We start from the raw sequence: 21374 nt of genomic DNA on the forward strand, positions 1-21374 counted from the left end.
TTGTTGATCTTGTTAGGGGGTTGTAGATGCTGTCGCTGGCACGGGGTTACTCGGTGAAGTATCTGACCGAGGAGGTCGCGAAGGGGCGGGAGAACTACTACACCGACGCCGTCGCGGCGGGGGAGCCGCCGGGCCGCTGGTACGGCGGCGGCGCCGCCGCGCTCGGCCTGACAGGGCTTGTTGACGAGCAGGACATGCGCGCGGTCTACGAGCAGTTCGTCGACCCGCGGGACGAGGCGTTCAAAGATCCAGCCCGCTGGGGTGAGGCGTCCACTTTGGGGCACACGGGTCGGAACTATCCGACGGAGGACGAGTTGTACGCGGCGGCGTTGGACGCCGAGCCGCACGCGACGGCGGAACGCCGCGAGGAACTGCGATTGGACGCGGGCAAGCGTGCCCGCCAGAACCTGTCGTTTTTGGACGCCACGTTCAGCGTCCAGAAGTCGGTCACCGTGTTGCACACGGCGTTCGAGGCGCAGCAGGTGAAGGCCGAACGGATGGCTGAACGGTTCGCCGCGGCGCTGGCCACGGCGTCGTCGACCGGGGCCGAGCCGTCGGAGTTGGCGGAGTTGGCGCGGCAGCACGATGACGCGGCCGCGGCCGCGTCATCGTGGCGGGCGCACCGGGACGCGGTCGAGGACGCGATCTGGGCCGGCAACCGAGCGGCGCTGGACTACCTGTCCGAGCACGCCGGTTACAGCCGGGTCGGACACCACGGCGGCGCCGCGGGCCGGTTCATCGACGCCCATGACCTTGTCGTGGCGAGCTTCTTTCAGCACGACTCGCGCAACCACGACCCGCAGCTGCACATCCACAACGCGATCCTCAACCGTGTCCAGGGCGTCGACGGGCAGTGGCGCACGCTGGATTCCCGGGCGATGCACAAGTTCCGCGGTGCCGCGGCCGCGGTGGGGGAGCGCACCACCGAGGAACACCTCGCCCGCGCGCTGGGGGTGCGGTTCGCTGCGCGCCCGGACGGGAAGTCCCGCGAGGTGGTCGGGATCGACCGGCAGGTGATGGACCTGTTCTCCTCGCGGCGTCGGGCGATCACCCGCAAGACCGCGAGCCTGGTGGAGGCGTTCGAGGCGCGCTTCGGCCGCGAGCCGAACAGCCTGGAGCTGGACCGGTTGCAGCGGCAGGCCACGTTCGCCACCCGCAAGGCCAAGTCGCACGATGGCGAGACCACCGAGGCCCGGCTGGAGCGGTGGGACCGGGAGCTGCGCGCGGAGGTCGCCAACGGGCTGGCCGGCGTCGCGCGCGACGTGCTGCACCTGGCCCGCACGCCGCGCGAGCAGGCGGCGTGGAACCCGGCGGAGGTGCTGGCCACCGCCCTGGCGGACGTACAGTCGAGGAAAGCCGCCTGGACCGCACCGGATTTGACCCGGGCGATCAGTGATGCCCTGCCGGACCAGCTCGGCGACCTCGACGGCGCCCAGGTCGCGCGCCTGCTGGATACGCTCACCGCGGAAGGGCTCAAACTGGCGACGCCGCTGGACGCCGAGCGACCCGGCGAGCAGCAGCTCCCGACGGGGTTGCGGGTGGCCAACGGCCGCTCCGCCTACGAGGCCCCCGGCGGTCGCCTCTACGCCACCCCCGACCACGTGCACACCGAACGCGCCCTGGTCACCTCGACCGCCCGCGGCGGCGCCCCTGCGCTGGAGGGCACCGCCGCCGCCGGGTTCGTCGAGGCGTTGGCCGACGCCGGGGTGGTGCTCGGCGCGGACCAGGCCGCCGCCGTGCGCGGCGTCCTGTCCTCCGGTGCGGCGGTGGAATCGCTGGTCGGCCCGGCTGGCACGGGCAAGTCCTTTGTGGTCGGTGCTTTGGCGAAGGCGTGGCAGGACCCCGAATTGTGGGACGGCCAGCACCGCCGTGTGGTCGGCCTGGCCGCCAGCCAGGTCGCCACCGATGTACTGGCCGGCGAAGGCTTGACGGCGCGCAACATCACGCGCTGGCTGGGTGCGCAGGCCAAGTTCGCCGAGGGATCGACCCACCCGGAACACCTTGCGTGGAAGCTGAACGCGGGCGATCTGGTGGTGGTCGACGAGTCGGCGATGGCCAACACCGCCGACCTCGCCCGCATCCACCACCACGTGCGCGAGGCCGGGGCGAAACTCCTGCTCACCGGCGACCACCGCCAGTTGGCCGCCGTCGGCGCCGGTGGCGGCATGGACCTGGTCGCCGGTGCCGGCGCCGCGTACGAGCTGACCGAGGTCCGCCGCTTCACCGCCGACTGGGAACGCGCCGCCTCGCTACGACTGCGCGACGGCGACCAGAGCGTACTCGCCGACTACCACAAACACGGCCGCCTGCTCGACGCGGGCACCCGCGAGCAGGCCGAAGCCAGCGCCGCCCGCGCCTGGCTGGCCGACACCCTGGACGGGAAACACTCCCTGCTGATCGTGGACACCAACGAGCAGGCCGCGCACCTGTCGGCGGAGCTGCGCCGCGAACTCGTCCGGCTCGGCAAGGTCGCCGAGACCGGGGTGCCGCTGGGGATGCAGGGCACCTACGCCGGAGTCGGCGACCTCGTGCAGGCCCGCCTCAACGGGTGGGACCTGGCCGGTGTCGAGGGCAACCGGGAAGTGCCGATCAACCGCAAGCAATACCGGGTCCTGGAAACCCGCGACGACGGCGGGATGGTCGTCGCCCCGGTCCTCGGGCGCGAGGACGGGATCGGGGAAGTGCTCGGCGAACGGATCACGCTGCCCGCCGACTATGTCGGCGAACACGTGGTGCTCGGCTACGCCTCCACCGTCCACAGTGCCCAAGGTTTGACGGTGGACACCTCGCACCCAGTGATCACCGAATCCACCTCGCAGGAGGCGCTCTACGTCGGGCTCACCCGCGGCCGGGAGAACAACACCGCCCACGTCACCACCCTCGCCGTCCCCGCCGACGCGCCCGACGGTGCCGCGCTGGAGGCGGTGAAACGCAACCCGTCCGCGGTGCTGGCCGGCGCGTTCGACGGCACCGGGCCGCAACGCTCGGCGCTGGCGGAAGCGACCAAGTCGACCACCGAAACCGACGCCATCCGCACCCCGGCCGAACTGCTCGCCGACGCCAACGAACTGGCCACCGCGGGCCGCACCGCGCGGTGGCTGGACGACCTGGTCGAGGCCGGGCACCTCACGGAGAACCAGCGCGCCCGGATCGCCGCCGAAGACGGCGGCCCCACGCTCGCGCGCCTACTGCGTCGCGTGGAACTCGCCGGGCACGACCCTCGGCGGGTTCTCGACGACGCGGTCACCGGGCGGAGCCTGTCCGGCGCGCGGCAGCTGACCAACGTCATCCACCACCGCATCACCGACACCGTCACCCTCGACCCGGTCGGCGACAGCTACACCGACTGGCTGCCCAAGGTCGCCGACCCCGAGTGGGCCGCCTACCTGCAGACCCTCGCCGATACCGCCGACCAGCGCCGCCACGAGCTGGGGCGGCAGCTGGCCGCCGAACCGCAGCAGTGGGCGGTCGAGGCGTTCGGCCCGGTGCCCGAGGACCCGGATGAGCGGCACCGCTGGATCGAGCAGGCCGGCACGGTCGCGGCACACCGGGAGCTGACCGGGCACGAGGACCCGGGAACCGCGCTCGGCCCCGCCCCGAAGGCCGGGCAGGTCGAAACCTACGCCTCGTGGCGCTCCGCCTGGCGGGCACTTGGGCGGCCCGAGTCCGGGCGTGACGAGCTGGAAATGAGCGACGGGCAACTCCTCGTGCGGATGCGCGCGTGGGAGCGCGAGAAGACGTGGGGGCCGGCATTCGTCGGCAACGAACTCGCCGGTACCCACCAGGCGGGCGACGCCCGCCGCCGCGAAGCCGCGCTGCGCCGCGCCGAAGCCGACGCCGCGGCCGACGAGGCCGAGCGGGAGAAACTGCTGCAGGAGGCCGCCGACGCCGAGGCGCTGGCTGGCGTCCTCGCCCAGCGTTCAGCCGAGTTGGACACCGCCGACGAGGCGCGTGCGGTGTGGTACGCCCACACCGCCGAAACCCGCGCCGCCGCCGACCGGGCGCGCCTCGAACTCGCCGCCCGCAACGTCGACACCACCCAGCCGGAGCCCGTGACCGCAGCCGAATGGCTCGACGCGCACGGCGAGCACATGGCCGCTGAAGACGTCCACCGCGACATCACCGACGAGGCCGACCTCACCGACGTCGCCGAACAGCGCAACGCCGACCTCACCACCGTCGACCAGCAGAACGCCCTCAACGCCGCCAGTGAGGAGGTGGTCGAGACCGAGGTCGCCGACATCCGCGACACCGCAGCCGCCGAGGAACCCGCCGTCGAGTCGGAGGAGGTGCGGGTGTCCTCGGCCGAGGAAACGGCGAACAACCTCATCCAGGCGCAGCGCGCCTTGCTCGAAATCGAGGCCCGTCAAGCTGTCGAAGACCAGCACGCCGCCGAGGAGGCCCAGGCGGCGGAAATGTACCGGCGCAACACCGACGCCGCTGCGGCGGAAGACGATGCGGTGATGGCGCGATGAACCGATCAGCCCTGGGCGTGGGCAGCAACGTCGATCGGCGGCTGCCCGCTGCGCCGCCACGCCCATCCCAGGGTCTGCACCACCGCCAGCAGCCACCCCGGGCGCTCCGCCAACCACGGCGCAACCGGCCGACGGAACAACAACACCTCCGCCGCGATCGACTCAGCCTCGATCGTCTCCTCGTGCGCCACACCGAAGCGCCCGGTCACCGGCGCCTCAGCCACGTAGGTCCGGCCGGACTCCGGCCGAACCGTCGCGCCGGCCAACCACCGGCAGGTCTGCACCACACCGAAGCTCGCCCACGTCTTGTCCTGCTCGTAGCGCTGCTCGGCGGCGAGCCACAGACGCGCGAACTCGACCACCGGCACCCGCACATTCCCCTTCGGGATGCGGTCGAAATCGCGTCCGGTCAGCTCCATACCCCTGATGGTGACACCAGGGTCCGACAAAAACACCAGCCCGAACGGCTGCACCACCCGAAATACCACCGCCCTCCACGGGCGGGAACAGGTGCCGTCCTTCGGCCGGCGCTGCTTTCCCTGACGCGACAAACGTAGCTACTCACCTCGACTGCGGCACACGAGTCCGGTTACCACGGCCCCACCTCACGGTCAAGGACAAGCCGGCTCCGCCGGTCGCGCAAGCGCGATCCCTGACCGTGAGCCTCCGGGGCCGTGGTCGCCCTCGCCCGCGGGCAGGCCCCCCAAAAGCAGGGGAGCCAGCCCACTGGCCCAAGGGCCGCGGACTGAGAAGCAAAAAGACCACGTCGACCACTAGGAGGCTCGCGATGCCGGATATCTGCCAGTGCGGACACCCAGAGACCGCGCACGACGCTGGCGAGTGCTGGACCCACCACGACGCCACCAACCACCCGGACCCGCGCTGCAACTGCTGGGCGTACGCGCCAGCCCGCTCCGCGAACCGCAAACACGACTTACCACAAAGGACACATGCCATGAAGTGCATCGCCCACAACGTCGAGTACTGCCAGACCTGCAACACCACACCGGCGTTCGAGCCGTTCCGCGCCAGCTTCGAAGGCTGGACCGCCAACCCCGACAGCCTCGACGACTGGCCCAACACGGTGACCGTTGAGGCGGTGACCGGGTACGACTCTCCCGCCGAGGAGGCCGCGAGCGCGGCCGGCGAACTTGACCTCGACGAGTACGCCGACGCGGCCGGTGGCCTGGAACTGGTCGAGATCGACACCAACTACAAAGCCACCCGGCCGGGGCAGCACCCGGTCCGCCTCACCAGGACTGATGCCGCGCGCCTGGCCGCCGCGATCCTCGAAGCCACCGAGGACACCTTCCACTACACGCGGTGCGGCCGGTTGCGCCCGGCGGATGCGAAAGAGCTGTTGGCTGCGATCCGCGAGGTCGAGCACCAGCTGAGCGAACTGCGCGACCACGCGCTGACCGACCTGCTCATCGTCACCGGCCTGGACACCGACTGGATGCAGGACGTCGTCGACAACGCGCGCGCCGGGAAGGCCGAGCAGCACGAAGAGGCGGCCGCCGAGGGCAGGCACCCCGCCACCGAGGCGGGCCAGGGCGCCGGGCCGGAGACGCCGGTGCCCGCGTGGCGGGGAAGCTGGCCGGCCGACACCAGCAGCTTCGACACGCAGTTTGCCGACGCGTTGCACGAGCTGTACCCGGACGCCGTCAGCGTGTTCGCCAAGGCCGCCGCGCTCGGCGCACTCGCCTACAAGGTGAATCGCCGCTGCCAGGAAACCGGTGAGACCCCACTGCACGTGCTGACCTCCCTTGACCCCGGCGACCGCGCGTTCGCGCTCAATGCCAACGACCCGGCCGCGTTCCTCGCCTCCCGCATCGAGAACTGACCAACCACCTGACTTAAGGAGCTGATATGCGACTGAACAGCGAGGCCCGTGAGCAGCTGCGAGCGGCCGGGATCAGCCAGGCCCAATGGGCGCGACTGAACTACTTCCCGGACGGCAAGTGGTACGGGGACGCCTGCGGCTGCCCCGACGACCGCTGCATCGGATTCCACCACGACACCAACGACGAATGCGGATGCCTGCCCGCGCTGCTGTCCAACCACATCGATTCCTGACCCGAGCCACACAGACAAGGACGAGGAGATCTGTCCAATGAGGATTCGTGTTGAAGGGACCGAGACCGAGGTCGCCGCAGCCGTGGACCGGATCGGCGCGGTGCTGGACGTACAGGAATCGTCCCGCTTCTACCCCAACCGCGGCGCCTCCCAGCTCGGCCGCATCTACCTGACCGTCGCGGTCGCCGGGATGCCGGGGAGTGAGGACCGGTGAGCGCGCGGCGTCGTGACACCGCGCGGTTGCGGCTGCCCCACCCCCACCTGGAGGTCGACGGGATCGCCGAGTGGCAGTTCACCTCCTTCGGGGACGTGGTCGCGGTGGCCGCGCAGCCCGACGGCGGGGATGTCGTGATCTACGTCCGGGAGGACCGTGCCCCCCTCACGGAAGCGTCGACGTTTCTGTCCCCGCGCGTGGGCCGCTCGCTGGCGGCCGCGCTGCTGGCGGCGGCCCGGTACGCGGACCGGGGTGGCCTGTGATGTACAGCCTGTATGACGAGTTCGCCGGGTTCGGCGGCAGTTCCCAGGGCGCGGCCGCGGTGCCCGGGGTGGAGCTGATGCTGGCGGCGAACCACAACCCGCTGGCGGTGGAGGTGCACGGGATGAACTTCCCGGACGCCGATCACTACTGCGGGGACATCGCCAAGGCCGACATCGCGAGCTTTCCGCGCGCGGATCTGTTCTGGGCGTCCCCGTCGTGTCCACCGTGGACCGACGCGCGCGGCGTGCGCCGCGACTTCGACCGCTCCACGCAGGGCGTGCTGTTCAACCCCGCGGTCGGTGCGGTGGCGACGGACCCGAACGTCGCGCGGGCGCGGGCGCTGATGGAGGAGATCCCCCGCTACCTGCAGGCGATGCGCCGCAAGGGAAAGCCGGTGCTGGCCGGTGTGGTGGAGAACGTGGTGCAGGTGCGCAAGTGGGACGAATTCGGTCGGTGGCGCCGGGAGATCGAATCGCACGGCTACCGCACCCGCCTGGTCGCCCTGAACTCCATGCACGTCACGGGACCGGTGACCGGGAGGGTGACGCAGTCGCGGGACCGGTTCTACATGCCGTTCTGGCTCGCGGAGCTGGGCCGCGACCCGGACTGGGACAAGTGGCTGCGCCCCAAGGCCCAGTGCAACAGCTGCGATGAGGTGGTGGACGCGCTGCAGGTGTTCAAGAAACCCGGTGTCGATATGGGCAAGTACGGGCCGAAGACGGGGCAGTACGTCTACCGCTGCCCGAACCGGGCCTGCCGCCACCAGCTCGTCGAGCCCGAGGTGTTGCCCGCCTCCACCGTGGTGGACTGGAGCCTGCCACCCGGAGCGAAGATCGGGGAACGGGTCGACGCCAAGGGCCGCCCCGATCCGCTCGCCGAGGCCACCCTCGCGCGGATCGAGGCCGGGCTCGAGCGGCACGGACGGGCGTTGCTGGCGCCGGCCGGCGGGACCTGGCGACGCGAGGCGATTCCGGTGGATGCGCCGCTGCCGACCCGCACCACGCGGGAGACCGACGGGCTGGTGGCGCCGCCACTGGTCGTACCGGTCGCCAAACGCGCCAGGATCGACACCGCGACGACGGTGGAGCAGCCGTTACGGACCCAGACCTGCCGCCGCGAGACCGCGCTCGTCGTCCCGCCGTTCATTTCGCTCCTACGCGGGGGCGGCTCGAAGACCGCCGCCTACCCGCTGGGAGGGCCGTTGCCGACGGTGTCGGCGCAGGGCAACCACCACGGGCTCGTCGGCCCGACCACGGAGGCCGCGGCGATGCTGCTCGCGTACTACTCCAACGGCCCGGCGCGTCCAGTCGACGAACCTGTCGGCACGCTCACCACCCGCGACCGTTACGCCCTCATAGGCCCACCGGCCGGGGCGGAGCACATGCTGGTGCGGCACAACACCGCGCGCGGCAACCCCGGCCAGATGTGCACACCGATCACCGAACCCGTCCGCACCCTCACCACCGCCGGCCACCAATCCCTCGTCGGATGGGCCACCGGGCGGACGGTGGTCGAGCAGTGCACCTTCCGGATGCTGGCTACCCACGAGATCGCCGCCGGGATGGGCTTCGCCGAGGGCTACAAGGTCAAGGGCTCCAAACGCGACCAGGTGCGCGGCTACGGCAACGCCGTCACCCCACCGGCCGCCGAAGTCCTCCTCTCCGCCCTAGTCGAGGCGATCAGCGGTGAGCTGCTCGACCCGGCCGTCCCGGCGCTGGGGTTGTGATGCCACGTCTGATGTCGGTCGCGTTCACCGAGCGCGAGGTGCGCTCGCGGATCAAGACCGTGACCCGCCGCAAAGGGTGGGCCTACCTCCGGACTGGCGAGCGGATCACGTTGTGCCGCAAGGTCATGGGTCGACGCCCGGGTGAGCCGCTCGTGCGTGTCGCCGAGGTCGAAGTGCTCGACGTCCGCCGGGAGCCCCTCGACGCGATTACCGTCGCCGAGGTCGCGCGCGAAGGCTTCCCGGGCATGAGTACCGAGGAATTCATGCGCCGGTTCTTCATCGACGCGCAGGACATCCAGCCCAGCGACATCGTCACCCGCATCGAATGGACCTATCTCGACGACGTCGGCGACCAGCTGTCCCTGGATATCCCACGCGACACCGTGCAGGCGGAAAGGAGGTGAGCACCATGAAGACAATGTTGATCCGCCTGGCTGTCCTGCTGGGCGCGCCCTGCCCCTGGGGCTGCTACAAGGTCAAGCGCAACGGGCAGTGGGTGTGTGTCACCTGCGGCAACTGAATTGCGCGGTCGAGGGGCGGGCCGGGTCGTGACCGGCCCGCCTCCTGGAAGCGTAGACCAATCGGACGAACGAGTGACATCGGATTGCGACGCGTGGGTATGGCAGGACCGGCGCTTTCCCCGGCCCGGCTAGAGTGCACGGGGTATTGGCCGTCCGCGTACAGCAATCCCACCACCTGGAGCGGAAACCGATCCGCGACGAACCGGAGGAGGGGCAAGCGATGAGTGATGGATCAGCCATCGAATGGACGGAAGCTACCTGGAACCCGACGACCGGGTGCGATCGGGTTTCGGCCGGATGCGATCACTGTTATGCGTTGACGCTGGCCAAGCGCCTCAAGGCGATGGGCTCGGCGAAGTACCAGCGGGATGGTGATCTGCGCACGAGTGGGCCGGGCTTTGGGGTCGCGACGCACGCGGGGGCGCTCGGCGAGCCGTTCCGTTGGCGGCAGCCGCGGCTCGTGTTCGTCAACTCAATGAGCGATTTGTTCCACGCGAAGGTCCCCGTCGAGTTCATCCGGCGCGTCTTCGCTGTGATGGAGGCGACACCGCAGCACACCTACCAGGTGCTGACCAAGCGGTCACGTCGCGTGCGGCGCCTTGCTCCGTCGTTGAACTGGCCTGCCAACCTATGGCTCGGCGTGTCGGTCGAGAACGAGCAGGTGAGCTACCGCGTCGACGATCTACGGATGGTTCCGGCTGCCGTGCGATTCTTGTCTTGCGAGCCTCTGCTCGGCCCGCTCACTGACCTGAGTCTCGACGGCATTGGTTGGGTCATCGTCGGCGGCGAATCCGGTCCGGGGTGCCGTCCGATGGATCCGCGTTGGGCGCGGGAGATCCGCGACAACTGCCAGCAGGCTCATGTGCCGTTCTTCTTCAAGCAGTGGGGTGGACGTACCCCGAAGGCCGGCGGTCGAGAGCTGGACGGCCGCACATGGGACGAGATGCCCACCCCAGCGGCGCTCAACGCAGCCTGATCACCGATCGCTTGCTGATCTGCCCGGTCGGCTCGACGTGCACGGCACCTTCGTCGCACATTGTCTTTACTGCCGCGTTCGCATGCTTGCCCAACCAGCGCGCAGTCTCCCGCACCAGCCAGTCTCGTAGCTGCTCGACGGTGATTGCCCCGTCGTCGAGCCGTTGCACGATCAGCTCGCGCAGTTCGGGGTGAACGCCGCCTCCACTGCCGAAAAGGTCCAGCTGTCCGACACTCTCGGCACCGCGTGTGCGCGGGTCACGGAAAAGCGTCCCGGCTTCGGGATCGACCGTCCACATGGCATCCTTCATCACCTCGACACCCGCGACGTGCTTGGTGCCGTGCACGAGATACAGCGGTTGCCCGGTGTGCGGCACCACCTCGAACTGCAGTTGAAACTCGAATCCGGCGCGTCCGAGCGCATCGCGGTATGTCGACAACCACGCGCGCCAACGTTCGTCGGTGCTGCTCTCCCGATCGGCTCGCTGCCAGTACTCGCGTCCACCGAACACGTCGTCGAGCTGCTCGGCGTTTTGGTCCTCGCGCCGGTTGAACCAGTTCGGTCCGAACGTCACGATCGCTTCGCTGCCGCGGTTGGCCGCGATCCGTTCCAGCAGAGTCAGGGGCACGTTGACGTTGCCCCAGCTGTCGAAGATCGCCAGCACCGGGTTTCCCCATGCCTGGAGGTGATCCAGAGCCCGTGCGGTCTCCGCCGCGGCCTCGCCGTGAACAACCTCGACGCGTACCGGCAGCGCCGACAGGTCGCCGAACTTCGCTCCGAGTTCCTTCACCAGATGCTTGTAGCGGTCGCGGCGCTTCTCAATGAAGACCAGCTGGACCCGGTTCGGCCGCAGCCCCATCCGGCCCCGCGCCGTGTGGTCGAGGAGCCGGCGGAGGACGAAGACGGGCGAGCCTTCCTCGCCGCCGAGGTAGCGGCCGGGGCCGGCGAATGCGTCGACATAAGTGACCTTTGGCCAGCTGTTGCCAGCACCGTTCGGCTGCAACATCTTGGCCCAGTAGCCGTCGAGATATCGCTTATACAGCCGATGTTTCGCGGCCGTCGCCGGCTCCAACTGCCACAGCGTGTCGTTCATGGGACCCCTCCGCGAACGTCGACCGTAGTCGCCAAGCTACCTACAGTGCTGCTCGGCCACCAGCGAACACGTGTTCGGGCGAATCGGCGGACTGTTCACGAGGCGCCCGTGGTCAGGTCTGGTTCATTCAGGTGAACCGCAGGTCGATGCGCCGGGTTTTGTCGGTGGCGCCCGGGATGCTTGGTCCAGTCCACATGATGTGTCGGCGGAGGGGAGCCGAGGACGATGCCACAACGAATCTGGCTGGACGTTCCGTACAGCGAGAAAGACCAGGCGAAAGCCGCCGGGGCGCGGTGGGACCCCGATGCGAAACGGTGGTACGCCCCGCGCCCGGACATTCAGGCGCTGCAGCCGTGGACGGCCCGGCCGGACCTCCCGGACGTTCTCCCCGGCGAAGACCGCACGTTCGGTTCCGGTCTGTTCGTCGACCTGGTCCCGAGTTCGTGCTGGTTCACCAACGTCCGGTACTGCATCGCGCAACGAGACTGGGAGCGGCTGCGCCGCATGCTCGTCCGGCGTGCCGGGCAGCACTGCGAGGTCTGCAACCGCGGGGAAGGCCGCGACGCCCAACGCTGGCTGGAAGCCCACGAACGGTGGCGCTACGACGAGCCGACCAGCATGCAGGTGCTGCGTCGGCTGATCTGCCTCTGCAGCGACTGTCACCGCACCACGCACTTCGGATACGCCCAGGTCAAGGGCAATGCCGACGCAGCCTTCGCGCATTTGCGGGCGGTCACCGGCATGACGGCGGACCAAGCCCAGGCCCACATCGGCAAAGCCTTCCACGTGTGGGAGCGGCGTTCGGCACGAGATTGGACGCTCGACCTGTCCCTGGTCAGCAACGCCGGGATCACCCTCGCCCAGCCCCCCGGCCGCCCAGCGGCGAGCCGGCATTGCTGCCGTGGAACTCAGGCGCTCTACATGACACGGACGCGACGCTCTACGGCCCGTCGAGGCTGACCAGGGTCAGGCGTGTGCGGCTTGCTTGGTAGATGAAGGGGCCAGGCTCGTCGAGGCGCCGCTGGATGTCGCGCCAGCGGCACATGACGACTTCAAGTTGATCGAACTTGGTTACCGCGTCGGCACCGGCCAAGGCGATCATGCGCGCGCCGTGCTCACGAACAGCCGCGATTTCGCGCGTGTGCTGCTGAATATTGCGATCACGCGTGATGACAAGCCAGCGCTGACGCGCAGTTTCGGGGAGCCAGTCGACATCAAGGGCACCGGGCTGGATGGGGCATGGCGGCCTCTTCTTCTTGAATATGACGCCTCCCGGATCCCCCGGGAACGTGACGTCGCTCCGAAGTTGAACCAGAACCCGCGCCAAGCCGAGCAAGTCAGCATCGATGTAGAAGCGAACCGTTGCCGACTTCGCTGCTGGACTCACGCGGCGCGGGCGCTCTCGTAGCTGACCGCCCAACGAACGTCGCGGGGGGTGATTCCGAAATCCATCGCGACCTCGTCGATCGAGGCACCGGCGTCGACTTGCTCCCACAGCACGTCGGTGCTGATTCCCGCGACGGACGGCCGTCCGAAACGGACATTCGGCCGTATCAAAACGCTGGAGTTCGGGTCGTCGTGCGGTCGCCAAGCAGCGACGATGTCGTCTTCGTACTGCAGCCGCTCGTGATACTCCTCAGCAGGCGGGGTCAGCAGCATCTGCCCCCCGACCGGCGCGACCAGGTAATACTCGGGATCGAGACCAGCAACCTCTTGCGCTTCGACAATAAGCAACTTGCCCGCGTAAGCGAAGGCCCGAGCATGTGCGAGCGGGTACGGCACCCCAAGCTTGTCGCGCAGCTGCGTGATGAAGGCACGCAGCTCCTTCATCGGCACTTGGTGTTTGCGGCGGTACTGACGGAGCCAGGCGCACTCGACGAACTCCGCCCAGGTCACCGGAGGGTGGCCGCCCTTGCGGGCTTCGCGCACGATGGGCTCGTACAGCTTGCCGCGGCGCTCGCCACCTTCCAGCCAGTAGTTGAGCGTGGTTGGGGGTACCGCGAGCAGCCGGGCCGCCTCGGCCTCGGTATACATCTCCTGGTCTAGGACCGTCACACTCACAACGACAGGATCGCATAAGGCGTCGATCCGTGACTTTCCCGCCGGTTGGATCACCCACATGGAGCACTCAGCGTCGCAGGTCGACGACGGCGCGCGCTATTCGGGCCAACTTGGACGGGGGATCCTGGTCGTCGTCGCCCAGGGGCATGCACGTGAGAGGCGACGAGTTGCAAACATGCCGCATCACTGCGGACACGTGATTCGGGGCAGGTTACCTCGTCGACATCCGGACGGACTGTTGATCTTCATCCACGTTCTCATCCACGAAACGACGCACAGCGGTAACCGGATATGCCAGTCAGCCGCCTGTCATACCAGCGTTTCCCCAGGAAACCAACGATCAGCACCCTGTCGTCGCAACTACGGATCAGAAGGTTGGGGGTTCGAATCCCTTCGGGCGCGCTCTTGATCGCAGCCTCTGACCAGGCGGTTTCCATCCGTTCGAGGCCATTGCGGACGGTTATGGTTTAGCTGGTGCCGCTGGATTCGAGCGGTCGTTCCTGTCCCGGCGTCGGTCTTGGTTCAGGGCGGTGCTACCCGGTCCGCAGGCGCGACTAAACAGAAGGTCGAGTCTTCACATTGCTGCCCCGGCGCCGTGGCTTGCTCCGGTTGGGCTGCAGCACACGATGAAGGACGTCGCCCTCGACCTAGCGAGCGCCGTCCGCCTGCGACCGCACGAAGAGCCCCACGCCGCAATGGCCGATCTTCGACCGGTCCTCGGTTATCACCAGTCGCGGCTTCGACGCCTATCCAGAGTGGATCGAAGCCGAGCTCGCCTACGATTTCGTCGGCGAGCGGGGCCGGTGACCAGGACGCCGTGCTGTCTGCCCTGTCCGAGGACGTGCACGACCCGTGAGATGTGGTCGCTTCCTAGTACTCCAGCCGGACTTCGTGATCTTGGTGAAGCTGGGGAAGACAGGTGCCGCGGGCCGCAGCATGAACCCTGCCCGGTGGCACGCGATGTTCGACCGCGAAAGTCAAGTCAGTCCAGCGGCTGCGTGATCTTGGCGATGATGCCGTTTTCGATCCATCCTCCTGATATGGGCATCGCGAGATTCGCCGGCAGCCATGAGATCAGCGAACCGGCGTACAGGCTGGTAGGTCCCGTGTCTGATGCTCCCTTCGCGACGAGCCATCCCCGGTAACCGGCTGCGCTGGCGCTCTCGTCGTTGCCAGCGATGCGACGTAGCGTCGTGGCGTACTGCAGGGGCTGTGGGCTGCGGGGATCGAAACGGAGCGCCACGACAGCTCCAGACCCGTAGGCCAGCATGCGCGAGTTGGCGAGCCACGGCGCGAGGTAGGCCCCAAGGCTGGGGACCTGGCTGTGGAGAACGCCAAGCAATGTGGTGTTCGCTTCGGTCCACCCGGAGACGACGAGCAGAGCGCTATCGGCCTGGGGTCTCGGTGCGATCGCCAGGTGGTGCGCAGCCGCCGCGTCGCGCACCACCTCGGTCGCAGCCAGTGATCGCGGTGAGGAGTCACCGACGAGGGTGATCGTGTGGCCACCCCGGTCAGCGATGAAGGCGACGACGGCCGCCAATGAGCGGGCGTCCTGGTTGGCGAGCCGGTCGCCAGGGCAAGAGGCCAGGGGCGTGTCCGCTCCCGCGGCGAGAGCCCCGAGAGCCGCGCTGGCGCATTCGGGCCCGTCAGGGCCGGCGATGTCAGGGGTGGCCGGGGGGCCGTGCCCGGTGTCGACGTGCAGCGATGTCGGCGTCTCGCCGTGCTGTATCCAGATCTTGCTCGACCCGGGGGGTAGCTCGACCAAGGCCCACCCACCGGTGGTGCCCGGCCGCGCGGCGACCGGCGTGAGATGGCCGCGGTCCGTGCCGACCGCTACATCGGTGGAGTCGACGTGGACGAGGTTCCACCCGGGGCGCTGCGGCACAACGAGGACGGGGAGTTGCTGGCTCGCGCTCACCGGTACCGAGCGCAGCAGGGGCACGCCAGGCACCGGTGCCGCGGGCGGGGGCGAGATAGCGATCAACGTGCTACCTGCGGCGAGCGCCCCTGCCAGCGCAACGGCGGATACCTTGCTGGCACTCCGCGCCCACCGTCGGCGGTGGGCCAGCACTCCGATCACCGCGGCGATGCCCAGCAGCGCCGTCTTGAGCAGCAGGACCTTCCCGAACGTGCTGCCAAACGCCGTAGCGTCCGGTCGAAGCCCGTCCATCCACGCTTGCGCGATACCGGTAAGCACAATCAGGATGCCGCCGGTGACGGCTGCTGGGGCGAGCCGTCGTAGCGTCGGGTAGCGCGTGCCGCGGCGCGCGGTGGCCACCGTGGCGGTGGCACCCAGCCACACCGCGGCGGCCACGGTGTGTACGGTGCCTGCCGCGATGTCCCACCCGGTGTGCCCGGCAACGACCACGGCGTCGAAGGCGGTGAGCAGAGTCAGCACCAGGCCGCTGGCCACGGCGAGCGCCGGGCGGCCGAGCGTGAATGTCACGCCGATCATGAAGAGCGCTTGCGGCACGGCGAGCCACAGCACGGCGTGACCGGTGACCGCGAAAAGCACCAAGGTCGTGCCGCCGACGAACGCGGCGGTCCGGGTGAGTACGCGGATCGCTCGCGTCGCCGCCGGGACGGAGCCGGAGCGGGCCACCAACGGCCGAAGCAGCGCGACGCCGCCGATCACCGCGGCGGTGGCCAGGACCACGTCGCGCACCACGACCGCGACCCAGTCCGGTGCTGCTGCTGCTGACATGTCGTCCCCGTGCGCCCACGCCGGGGCCGCACCGAGCGTCAGGACACCTACGGCGAGCACGGTGCCGAAAAAGGCGCGTTGAACGGCGGCACGGGTGGAGGGCCACCCCGTCGGGATGGCCCTCCACCCGCCGCTCTGCGGCGGAATCCTCATCCTTTTCCTCAGCCGTTGTTAATTACGTAGAGGGCCAGGTGTGGTTTGGCGGGCCCGTAGGCACCATGCGGCCAGTTCGTCCTGTTGAAACTGACGCACGGTTGTCCTGTGTTCTCGTCGCGGAATGTGGTGTCAAGTGACAGTTTCCCGTCATTGACATTGGTTTGGCAGACCATATGGTCTCCGTCCATGCCGTAGCGGGCCACGAAGTAGTTCGTGAACGCCATGTGGGGATAGTTCGTGGTTTCCTGGTAGCGGCCATCCGGCCCCTTCACCCAGTTGTCGAACGAGCCGAAGTGCGGACCGCCGGTGGTCGGATCGTTGACGGGGAGAACGCTTGCGACCGTCGGGCAGTCGGCCTGGCTCCCGCCGTTGTAGGACTCCGGCACCGTGGTGATGTTGCACTGTGGGTTGGCACCGCTGGCGATCAGCTTGCTGATGTCCAGGGAATAGACCATCTTGGTCATCCCAGGATCGGTGCCGCTGGCGTTACGTCCGATAACGGCGTGGTACAGGGTGTGGTCGTCGGGGCTGACGGCGACCCAGCTACCGCCGTCGCAGCCCACGTTCGGATCCGCCTTCGGGTTGATCTTCCTGGCGGCCGTGGCGTCGTCGAACACCTCCCGCCACGCCGGGTTCGCAGCCGTGATATCCGGGGTGTAGAAGAGGGCACCACCGCAGAAGGTTTCCGCGAATGCCCCCTTGTTCTGCGGCAGGTTCGTCAGCGCGGGCTCCATACCAGCCCTGTTCTCCTGGGCGAGCGGGTCCGTGCCCGGGGTCTTGCCCCGCGGGCCGTTCGGGAGAACGGTCGATGCGATCATCTTCGGGTCGTTCTCGTTGGAGGTATCCCAGAATCGCACCGTAGGACGGTAGAGGTTCGGGTCCGGCGCCTTGACCGGATCCAGGATGATGTCACGCGGCTCCGCGAAGTCGGAGGTGACCATCCGGTGAAGGTCCTGGCGCACCTGGATACCGTGCACGTTGGCGCAGGTCGCGTTCGGCAGTGCGGGGATGTTGGCGCATCGGCTCGGGTCCTCCGCGGTTGGCGGGGTCGCCGGCGACTCGGACAGCACCTTGCCGTTCGGGGCGAAGTGCACGACCTCGCCAGGGGTGCCCCCGAACCCGTTACCCACACGCACCTGGCCGTCGGTGTAACGGCACGGCCCTGGTAGCACGGGACCGCCCATGTAGGTGCCATAAGCAGTGCCGTCCGGAAGCACGGCGAAGGCGTCGGGCACCGAACCGCACGGCGTGTCGGCGGGGATCGACACACCGGACATGGTCAGCGCGGGGAGCTTGGACACGTCGAACATATAAGTCGCGGCGGAGTAGAGGCCACCGGCGTAGATCGTGTTGCCCGCGTGCCAGATGTACTGCATATGGTGCGGTTCGTTCTCCACCAGCGGCGCGATCGTCGCGGTGTTGACTATCTTCCCATAGGTCGGGGAGGACGGTTCCGCGTCGACCACGGCCAGGAAGTCCGGTCCGGGGGTCATGCTGCCGTCGGTCTTGACGACGTGCAGAGGGTTCGTGATGTCGGTCAGCGACGTGTTGTCGGCGGCATTCATATCGCCCGCCCAGACAACCATCCATTTATGCGGTTTCCCCGACGTGTCGAGCGATCCCGAAGAGGAACGCATGCCGAGGCTCGACAGGTCCGTGTTCACCAGGTGGTTGGTGACACTGAAGACGGAGCCGTCGCTCGCTTTCACCGAAGATATGCTCTCAGAAATCGTGTCCGCGCCGAATGACTGCCAATTTCCGACGAGTGCTGCGGCACCCGCGAGTGCCAGTGCCCCGACAATGGCGGCCCACCGGCGCCGAAGCCCCAAGATTCTGGGCATACGTCCTCCTCACCTTCTGCGTACCCGTACCGATCCGTCAGGTTCTTACAGAAAACCGTTGAGCGAGTGGGCGCCCGGCTCGCCCAACGGCATTGCGTCGTGACCGTTCGCCTCAGAGCGCGTTCCAGGCGAAATGGTGGAACCATTTGATGTAGTCGGTTGCGAACTGACCGCCACCGGTGAGGCTCTGATCGAACGCGAGCGTCCCATCCTTGTCGGTGTAGGGAACGAGCTTCTCCGACGTGGAATTCGACTTTGCCATGTTGCAGAACATGTACAGCCGCATGACCGGACTGCCGGTGGAACCGGCGTCGAGTTCGGTCATGACCATGTCCCAGTCCGACGAACGATCGGTCGGCACGAAGAACATTCCGGCGTGCTCGATGCTGTCGTGCGTCCGGTGGTCGATATTCATCCAGTACGAGGTGTGCCAGAACATCCCGTCGCCGGGAAGTTCGGGAACCCGCACGTCGGGAGGCCGTGGCCCGTTCTGATCCAGTGCCTGCCCCGCCTGGGGACTCAGTTGCGAGTACCCTGGCGCCTGCACGTAGATACCGCCCGTGTTGGGCAGCGGGCTGCCAGCGCTGGGCGTCGGCAGCCCTGCCGAGGGAACCCCAGGCAAACCGTCCGCGTACGCGCTTGCCACGCCCGCCGCGGAGATCCCGGCGAAGATCACGCCGGTGGCAGCGGCTGCTGATAAGAGTCGTGTTCGGATCGACATGGATGTACCTCTTCACTCTTGGCCGGGTCGACGCCGGCGGCGGGCGCTACCTCCTGGGAACACCACGCCTCGCCGACGTGCTCTTGCGCTTCTCGTTGGATAGACACAATCGGCGCTGCTGCTGGACATCCAGATAGACCCGCCCGGCGGCGGATGTGGACACCAGTCGCGCTTTCTTGGTGCGCCCCCGGGGCCGTCCGGAACTGTCAGAGGCCGCCAGGCGCTGCTCACGGGCTTTCGGTACGCGCGGCGATCCGGTCGAGGATTCGCCGTCACACGGCGACTATGATCACGACCTGACGCAAGACCTCACCGTGCAACTGCCGTACTCACCGGGTGGCACTTTGCTCTCGGATCCGGTGCCCGAAAAATTCGGCGCCGCGGTTATCGTCGTCGGTAGCGGCGGGCGGTCCGGCGGACGAACTCGAAGGCGAGCACGACGGCGAGACTGTCCCGCAGACGGGAGAGGCGGGCGTCGTGTCTCGCCCAAAGTGCCTGCCTGAGGCCCATCAGCGCTTGAACCAGCGGCGGGCAGTACTCGCACCTGTTCAAATGCTCTTCGACCTCGGCCTTCTGCCCTTCGCCAAGGTCGCCATCGAGATAGCCCAAGCACAGTTCGCGTGCCCGCGTGCAGGACTCGGGAGCGAGGCTCGCCGGCTGCCCGGTGGCCTCACGCAGGGCGTCGGCAAGCCGCAGCCGGGCCCGCTGGATGCGTTTGTGCGCGGCCTCGGTGGAGATCGCGAAGATCGCGGCGATGTCCTGGATACTCCAGCCTTCCGCGTCGCGCAGCACGATTGCCGACCGGTCGGTAGGCGCCAGCGTGTGCAGGGCGTTACGCAACTGCTGCTCGTCTTCGGCGGCGCTGATGATGGTCTGGGGGTCGGTCACTGTCACGCTGAGCCATGCCCGATCAGGCGGTAGCGCCATGGTGTCCGCTGTCGCTACTTCTCGACCGTGAACCCGCAGCAGGTTCCGGAGCCGGTTCATCAGGATGCTCTGCAACCAGGTTCGGGGATGGGCCTCACCACGGAAGCCACGCCGAGCCTGCCAGGCTTGCGTGAGGGCGTCCTGCACGAGGTCCTCGGGTTCGATGCCGACTGGCGCTAATCGGCGTGCGAGCGTCAGCAGGCGCTGCCGCTCGCTCCATATGACTCGTACGAAGTCGCGGTCGGTCATCGTCGCTGTCGCGTTCTGGCCCATGGCGTTACCTCCCACGCGGTCTGTCCGGGGTGGGGTGCCGCATCGTGCGCGGGTGTCGGGCCGCTGCGGCGTCTCGGCAGTTCAGTCGTGTGGGCGGAAGGGGTCAGCCCCCGGCCATTTCGGATTCCGTTCGCGGACGTGTCCGGGCATAAGGTCTTGTCGCACTCGGACGAAGTCTTCCTTGGCGACCAGCGAGCGTTGGTCAACAGCGCAGAGTGCGAATCGACATTGATCTCTCTCTTCAGCTCGATGGGCCACCGTGAGGAACATCACTATAGACACGTCTGGCCGCCCACGTGGACACCGTTGCGCGAATCAGCCGGGTAGCAGCGCGAGCAAGCCTTCGTCCACTCCGGAGGTGCGCGTTCGCCGCACACAGCGAGACGCTGCTCGCCGCTTCGATCCCCGCAGAGCGCGACGGTGTCCACATCCGCTGCCGAGTGGGTCTAAAGAAGCATGTGACCGCGCTCATGACGGTGGGAGGGACAAGGATGTCCGTTCGGGCTCCCCGTGCCGCGCCACGGGGAGCGGTAGCCGGCGTATGTACCACCACCGGATATGGCGGCCATCATCAGAATCTCCGCAACATGACCAGCCCTCAGCCGCCACTGGACTCACGGCCGCGGCCGGTAGAGCGCCGAGCCAGGCACGAAAGGGAGGCTTGAGATGAACGGCGGCCGTGGCGCGGCAGCCCGAGGGCGGGCCACGGCAAAGCACTGCGGATGGCGCGCTGCCGCGATGGCGATGTCGGCCGTCGCCTTGCTGTCAACGCAGAGTGCGACATGGCCCTACGCGCGCCACTCGGAGGCGAGCCAACGGGAGATCAAGGTGGCCGCCCCCGACCCTCGTGCAACGTACCCACAGCCGACGCAAGCCGGCCGCCCATCCGACGCGGTCGCGCCCCAACCGGCGGGGTACCAGGACGGTATACCGAGCGTTGTTCTGGGGGCCTACCGGCGGACCGAGAAATGGGAGGCGACCCGGCAACCCCGCTGCCACCTGCAGTGGTGGATGCTCGCCGCGATCGGCCAGGTGGAAAGCCAGCACGCGGACAACGGAAATCTCGACCCATCGGGCACCACATTGACGCCGATTCTGGGACCGCGCCTGGATGGGACGAACGGATTCGCGGCAATCCGCGACACCGACGGCGGCGCGTTGGATGGTGACAAGACCTGGGACAGGGCCGTGGGACCGATGCAATTCATCCCATCGGCCTGGCGACGATATGGCGTGACCATCGACGGTGCCGGTCCACCCAATCCGAACAATGAGGTGATCTCACCAACGATTGGTGTCTGGGTTCGGACGACACGGGCAAAGCAATCCATATAGGACAGTGCCCC

The 21374-nt window shown here is 68.2% G+C and carries 18 protein-coding genes; 10 read left to right on the forward strand and 8 right to left on the reverse strand.

The features are described 5' to 3' along the window. Positions 1-26: 26 nt before the first annotated feature. Positions 27-4475 (forward strand): MobF family relaxase, encoded by a 4449-nt coding sequence (gene mobF / locus FG385_RS29885; protein ID WP_139100148.1) that lies wholly within the window; start codon positions 27-29, stop codon positions 4473-4475. Between the two features lie 5 nt (positions 4476-4480). Here the strand turns inward: mobF and FG385_RS29890 are convergent, their stop codons facing one another. After that, on the reverse strand, positions 4481-4894 hold the full coding sequence (locus FG385_RS29890) for a hypothetical protein (protein ID WP_139100149.1): 414 nt from the start codon (positions 4892-4894) through the stop codon (positions 4481-4483). A gap of 536 nt (positions 4895-5430) precedes the next feature. Between FG385_RS29890 and FG385_RS29895 the strand changes: the two genes are divergently transcribed. The 7 genes from FG385_RS29895 to FG385_RS29920 all read left to right on the forward strand — a co-directional run bounded on the left by FG385_RS29895 (position 5431) and on the right by FG385_RS29920 (position 10252). Then, the gene (locus FG385_RS29895) at positions 5431-6318 is read left to right on the forward strand and encodes a hypothetical protein (RefSeq protein WP_139100150.1); all 888 of its coding nucleotides are present in this window, start codon (positions 5431-5433) and stop codon (positions 6316-6318) included. Positions 6319-6344: 26 nt separating this feature from the next. Continuing rightward, complete coding sequence (locus FG385_RS29900) at positions 6345-6551, forward strand: helix-turn-helix domain-containing protein (protein WP_139100151.1); 207 nt, start codon at positions 6345-6347, stop codon at positions 6549-6551. A gap of 37 nt (positions 6552-6588) precedes the next feature. Then, positions 6589-6765: a hypothetical protein gene (locus FG385_RS34535; protein WP_200834728.1), complete on the forward strand. Its 177-nt coding sequence runs from the start codon at positions 6589-6591 to the stop codon at positions 6763-6765. Continuing rightward, the gene (locus FG385_RS29905; RefSeq protein WP_139100152.1) at positions 6762-7028 is read left to right on the forward strand and encodes a hypothetical protein; all 267 of its coding nucleotides are present in this window, start codon (positions 6762-6764) and stop codon (positions 7026-7028) included. Before FG385_RS34535 ends, FG385_RS29905 begins: the two co-directional genes overlap by 4 nt. Beyond that, positions 7028-8755, forward strand: coding sequence for a DNA cytosine methyltransferase (locus FG385_RS29910; RefSeq protein ID WP_235022874.1), 1728 nt, complete (start codon positions 7028-7030; stop codon positions 8753-8755). The genes FG385_RS29905 and FG385_RS29910 overlap by 1 nt, the downstream gene beginning before the upstream one ends. Then, on the forward strand, positions 8755-9159 hold the full coding sequence (locus FG385_RS34540) for an ASCH domain-containing protein (protein ID WP_200834729.1): 405 nt from the start codon (positions 8755-8757) through the stop codon (positions 9157-9159). The genes FG385_RS29910 and FG385_RS34540 overlap by 1 nt, the downstream gene beginning before the upstream one ends. A 337-nt stretch (positions 9160-9496) precedes the next feature. After that, positions 9497-10252, forward strand: coding sequence for a DUF5131 family protein (locus tag FG385_RS29920; RefSeq protein ID WP_139100154.1), 756 nt, complete (start codon positions 9497-9499; stop codon positions 10250-10252). On the opposite strand, the gene FG385_RS29925 is transcribed toward FG385_RS29920, so the two are convergent. Continuing rightward, positions 10239-11345 (reverse strand): three-Cys-motif partner protein TcmP, encoded by a 1107-nt coding sequence (locus tag FG385_RS29925; RefSeq protein WP_139100155.1) that lies wholly within the window; start codon positions 11343-11345, stop codon positions 10239-10241. The genes FG385_RS29920 and FG385_RS29925 overlap by 14 nt on opposite strands. Positions 11346-11570: 225 nt before the next feature. Here FG385_RS29925 and FG385_RS29930 point away from each other — a divergent pair, with 225 nt between their 5' ends. After that, complete coding sequence (locus FG385_RS29930) at positions 11571-12305, forward strand: DUF5710 domain-containing protein (protein WP_200834730.1); 735 nt, start codon at positions 11571-11573, stop codon at positions 12303-12305. Here FG385_RS29930 and FG385_RS29935 read toward each other — a convergent pair. The 6 genes from FG385_RS29935 to FG385_RS29960 form a co-directional block, all read right to left on the reverse strand. Further along, positions 12286-12732, reverse strand: a complete 447-nt coding sequence (locus FG385_RS29935; RefSeq protein WP_139100156.1) for a PIN-like domain-containing protein — start codon at positions 12730-12732, stop codon at positions 12286-12288. The two genes, FG385_RS29930 and FG385_RS29935, sit on opposite strands and share 20 nt — an antisense overlap. Then, positions 12729-13406 carry a DUF433 domain-containing protein gene (locus FG385_RS29940; protein WP_160148920.1) on the reverse strand — a complete coding sequence of 226 codons (678 nt, stop codon included), beginning with the start codon at positions 13404-13406 and terminating at the stop codon, positions 12729-12731. The genes FG385_RS29935 and FG385_RS29940 overlap by 4 nt, the downstream gene beginning before the upstream one ends. Positions 13407-14388: 982 nt before the next feature. Further along, entirely contained in the window at positions 14389-16110 is a 1722-nt protein-coding gene (locus FG385_RS29945; RefSeq protein WP_139100158.1) for a hypothetical protein, read from the reverse strand. Between the two features lie 161 nt (positions 16111-16271). After that, positions 16272-17975, reverse strand: a complete 1704-nt coding sequence (locus tag FG385_RS29950; protein WP_235022875.1) for a selenium-binding family protein — start codon at positions 17973-17975, stop codon at positions 16272-16274. Positions 17976-18219: 244 nt separating this feature from the next. Beyond that, positions 18220-18828, reverse strand: a complete 609-nt coding sequence (locus tag FG385_RS29955) for a hypothetical protein (RefSeq protein WP_139100160.1) — start codon at positions 18826-18828, stop codon at positions 18220-18222. A gap of 384 nt (positions 18829-19212) precedes the next feature. Further along, positions 19213-20028 (reverse strand): sigma-70 family RNA polymerase sigma factor, encoded by an 816-nt coding sequence (locus tag FG385_RS29960; protein ID WP_139100161.1) that lies wholly within the window; start codon positions 20026-20028, stop codon positions 19213-19215. Between the two features lie 1011 nt (positions 20029-21039). Between FG385_RS29960 and FG385_RS29965 the strand changes: the two genes are divergently transcribed. Then, the gene (locus tag FG385_RS29965) at positions 21040-21363 is read left to right on the forward strand and encodes a lysozyme family protein (protein ID WP_139100162.1); all 324 of its coding nucleotides are present in this window, start codon (positions 21040-21042) and stop codon (positions 21361-21363) included. Positions 21364-21374: the final 11 nt, after the last annotated feature.

Origin of the sequence: Amycolatopsis alkalitolerans (genome assembly GCF_006152065.1) — a bacterium.
Lineage (GTDB): Bacteria > Actinomycetota > Actinomycetes > Mycobacteriales > Pseudonocardiaceae > Amycolatopsis_E > Amycolatopsis_E alkalitolerans.

Coding starts and splice junctions, on each gene's coding strand:
- mobF (WP_139100148.1), top strand. CDS start 27: ATGCTGTCGCTGGCACGGGGTTACTCGGTGAAGTATCTGACCGAGGAG.
- FG385_RS29890 (WP_139100149.1), bottom strand. CDS start 4,894: ATGGAGCTGACCGGACGCGATTTCGACCGCATCCCGAAGGGGAATGTG.
- FG385_RS29895 (WP_139100150.1), top strand. CDS start 5,431: ATGAAGTGCATCGCCCACAACGTCGAGTACTGCCAGACCTGCAACACC.
- FG385_RS29900 (WP_139100151.1), top strand. CDS start 6,345: ATGCGACTGAACAGCGAGGCCCGTGAGCAGCTGCGAGCGGCCGGGATC.
- FG385_RS34535 (WP_200834728.1), top strand. CDS start 6,589: ATGAGGATTCGTGTTGAAGGGACCGAGACCGAGGTCGCCGCAGCCGTG.
- FG385_RS29910 (WP_235022874.1), top strand. CDS start 7,028: ATGTACAGCCTGTATGACGAGTTCGCCGGGTTCGGCGGCAGTTCCCAG.
- FG385_RS34540 (WP_200834729.1), top strand. CDS start 8,755: ATGCCACGTCTGATGTCGGTCGCGTTCACCGAGCGCGAGGTGCGCTCG.
- FG385_RS29920 (WP_139100154.1), top strand. CDS start 9,497: ATGAGTGATGGATCAGCCATCGAATGGACGGAAGCTACCTGGAACCCG.
- FG385_RS29925 (WP_139100155.1), bottom strand. CDS start 11,345: ATGAACGACACGCTGTGGCAGTTGGAGCCGGCGACGGCCGCGAAACAT.
- FG385_RS29930 (WP_200834730.1), top strand. CDS start 11,571: ATGCCACAACGAATCTGGCTGGACGTTCCGTACAGCGAGAAAGACCAG.
- FG385_RS29945 (WP_139100158.1), bottom strand. CDS start 16,110: ATGTCAGCAGCAGCAGCACCGGACTGGGTCGCGGTCGTGGTGCGCGAC.
- FG385_RS29955 (WP_139100160.1), bottom strand. CDS start 18,828: ATGTCGATCCGAACACGACTCTTATCAGCAGCCGCTGCCACCGGCGTG.
- FG385_RS29960 (WP_139100161.1), bottom strand. CDS start 20,028: ATGGGCCAGAACGCGACAGCGACGATGACCGACCGCGACTTCGTACGA.
- FG385_RS29965 (WP_139100162.1), top strand. CDS start 21,040: ATGCTCGCCGCGATCGGCCAGGTGGAAAGCCAGCACGCGGACAACGGA.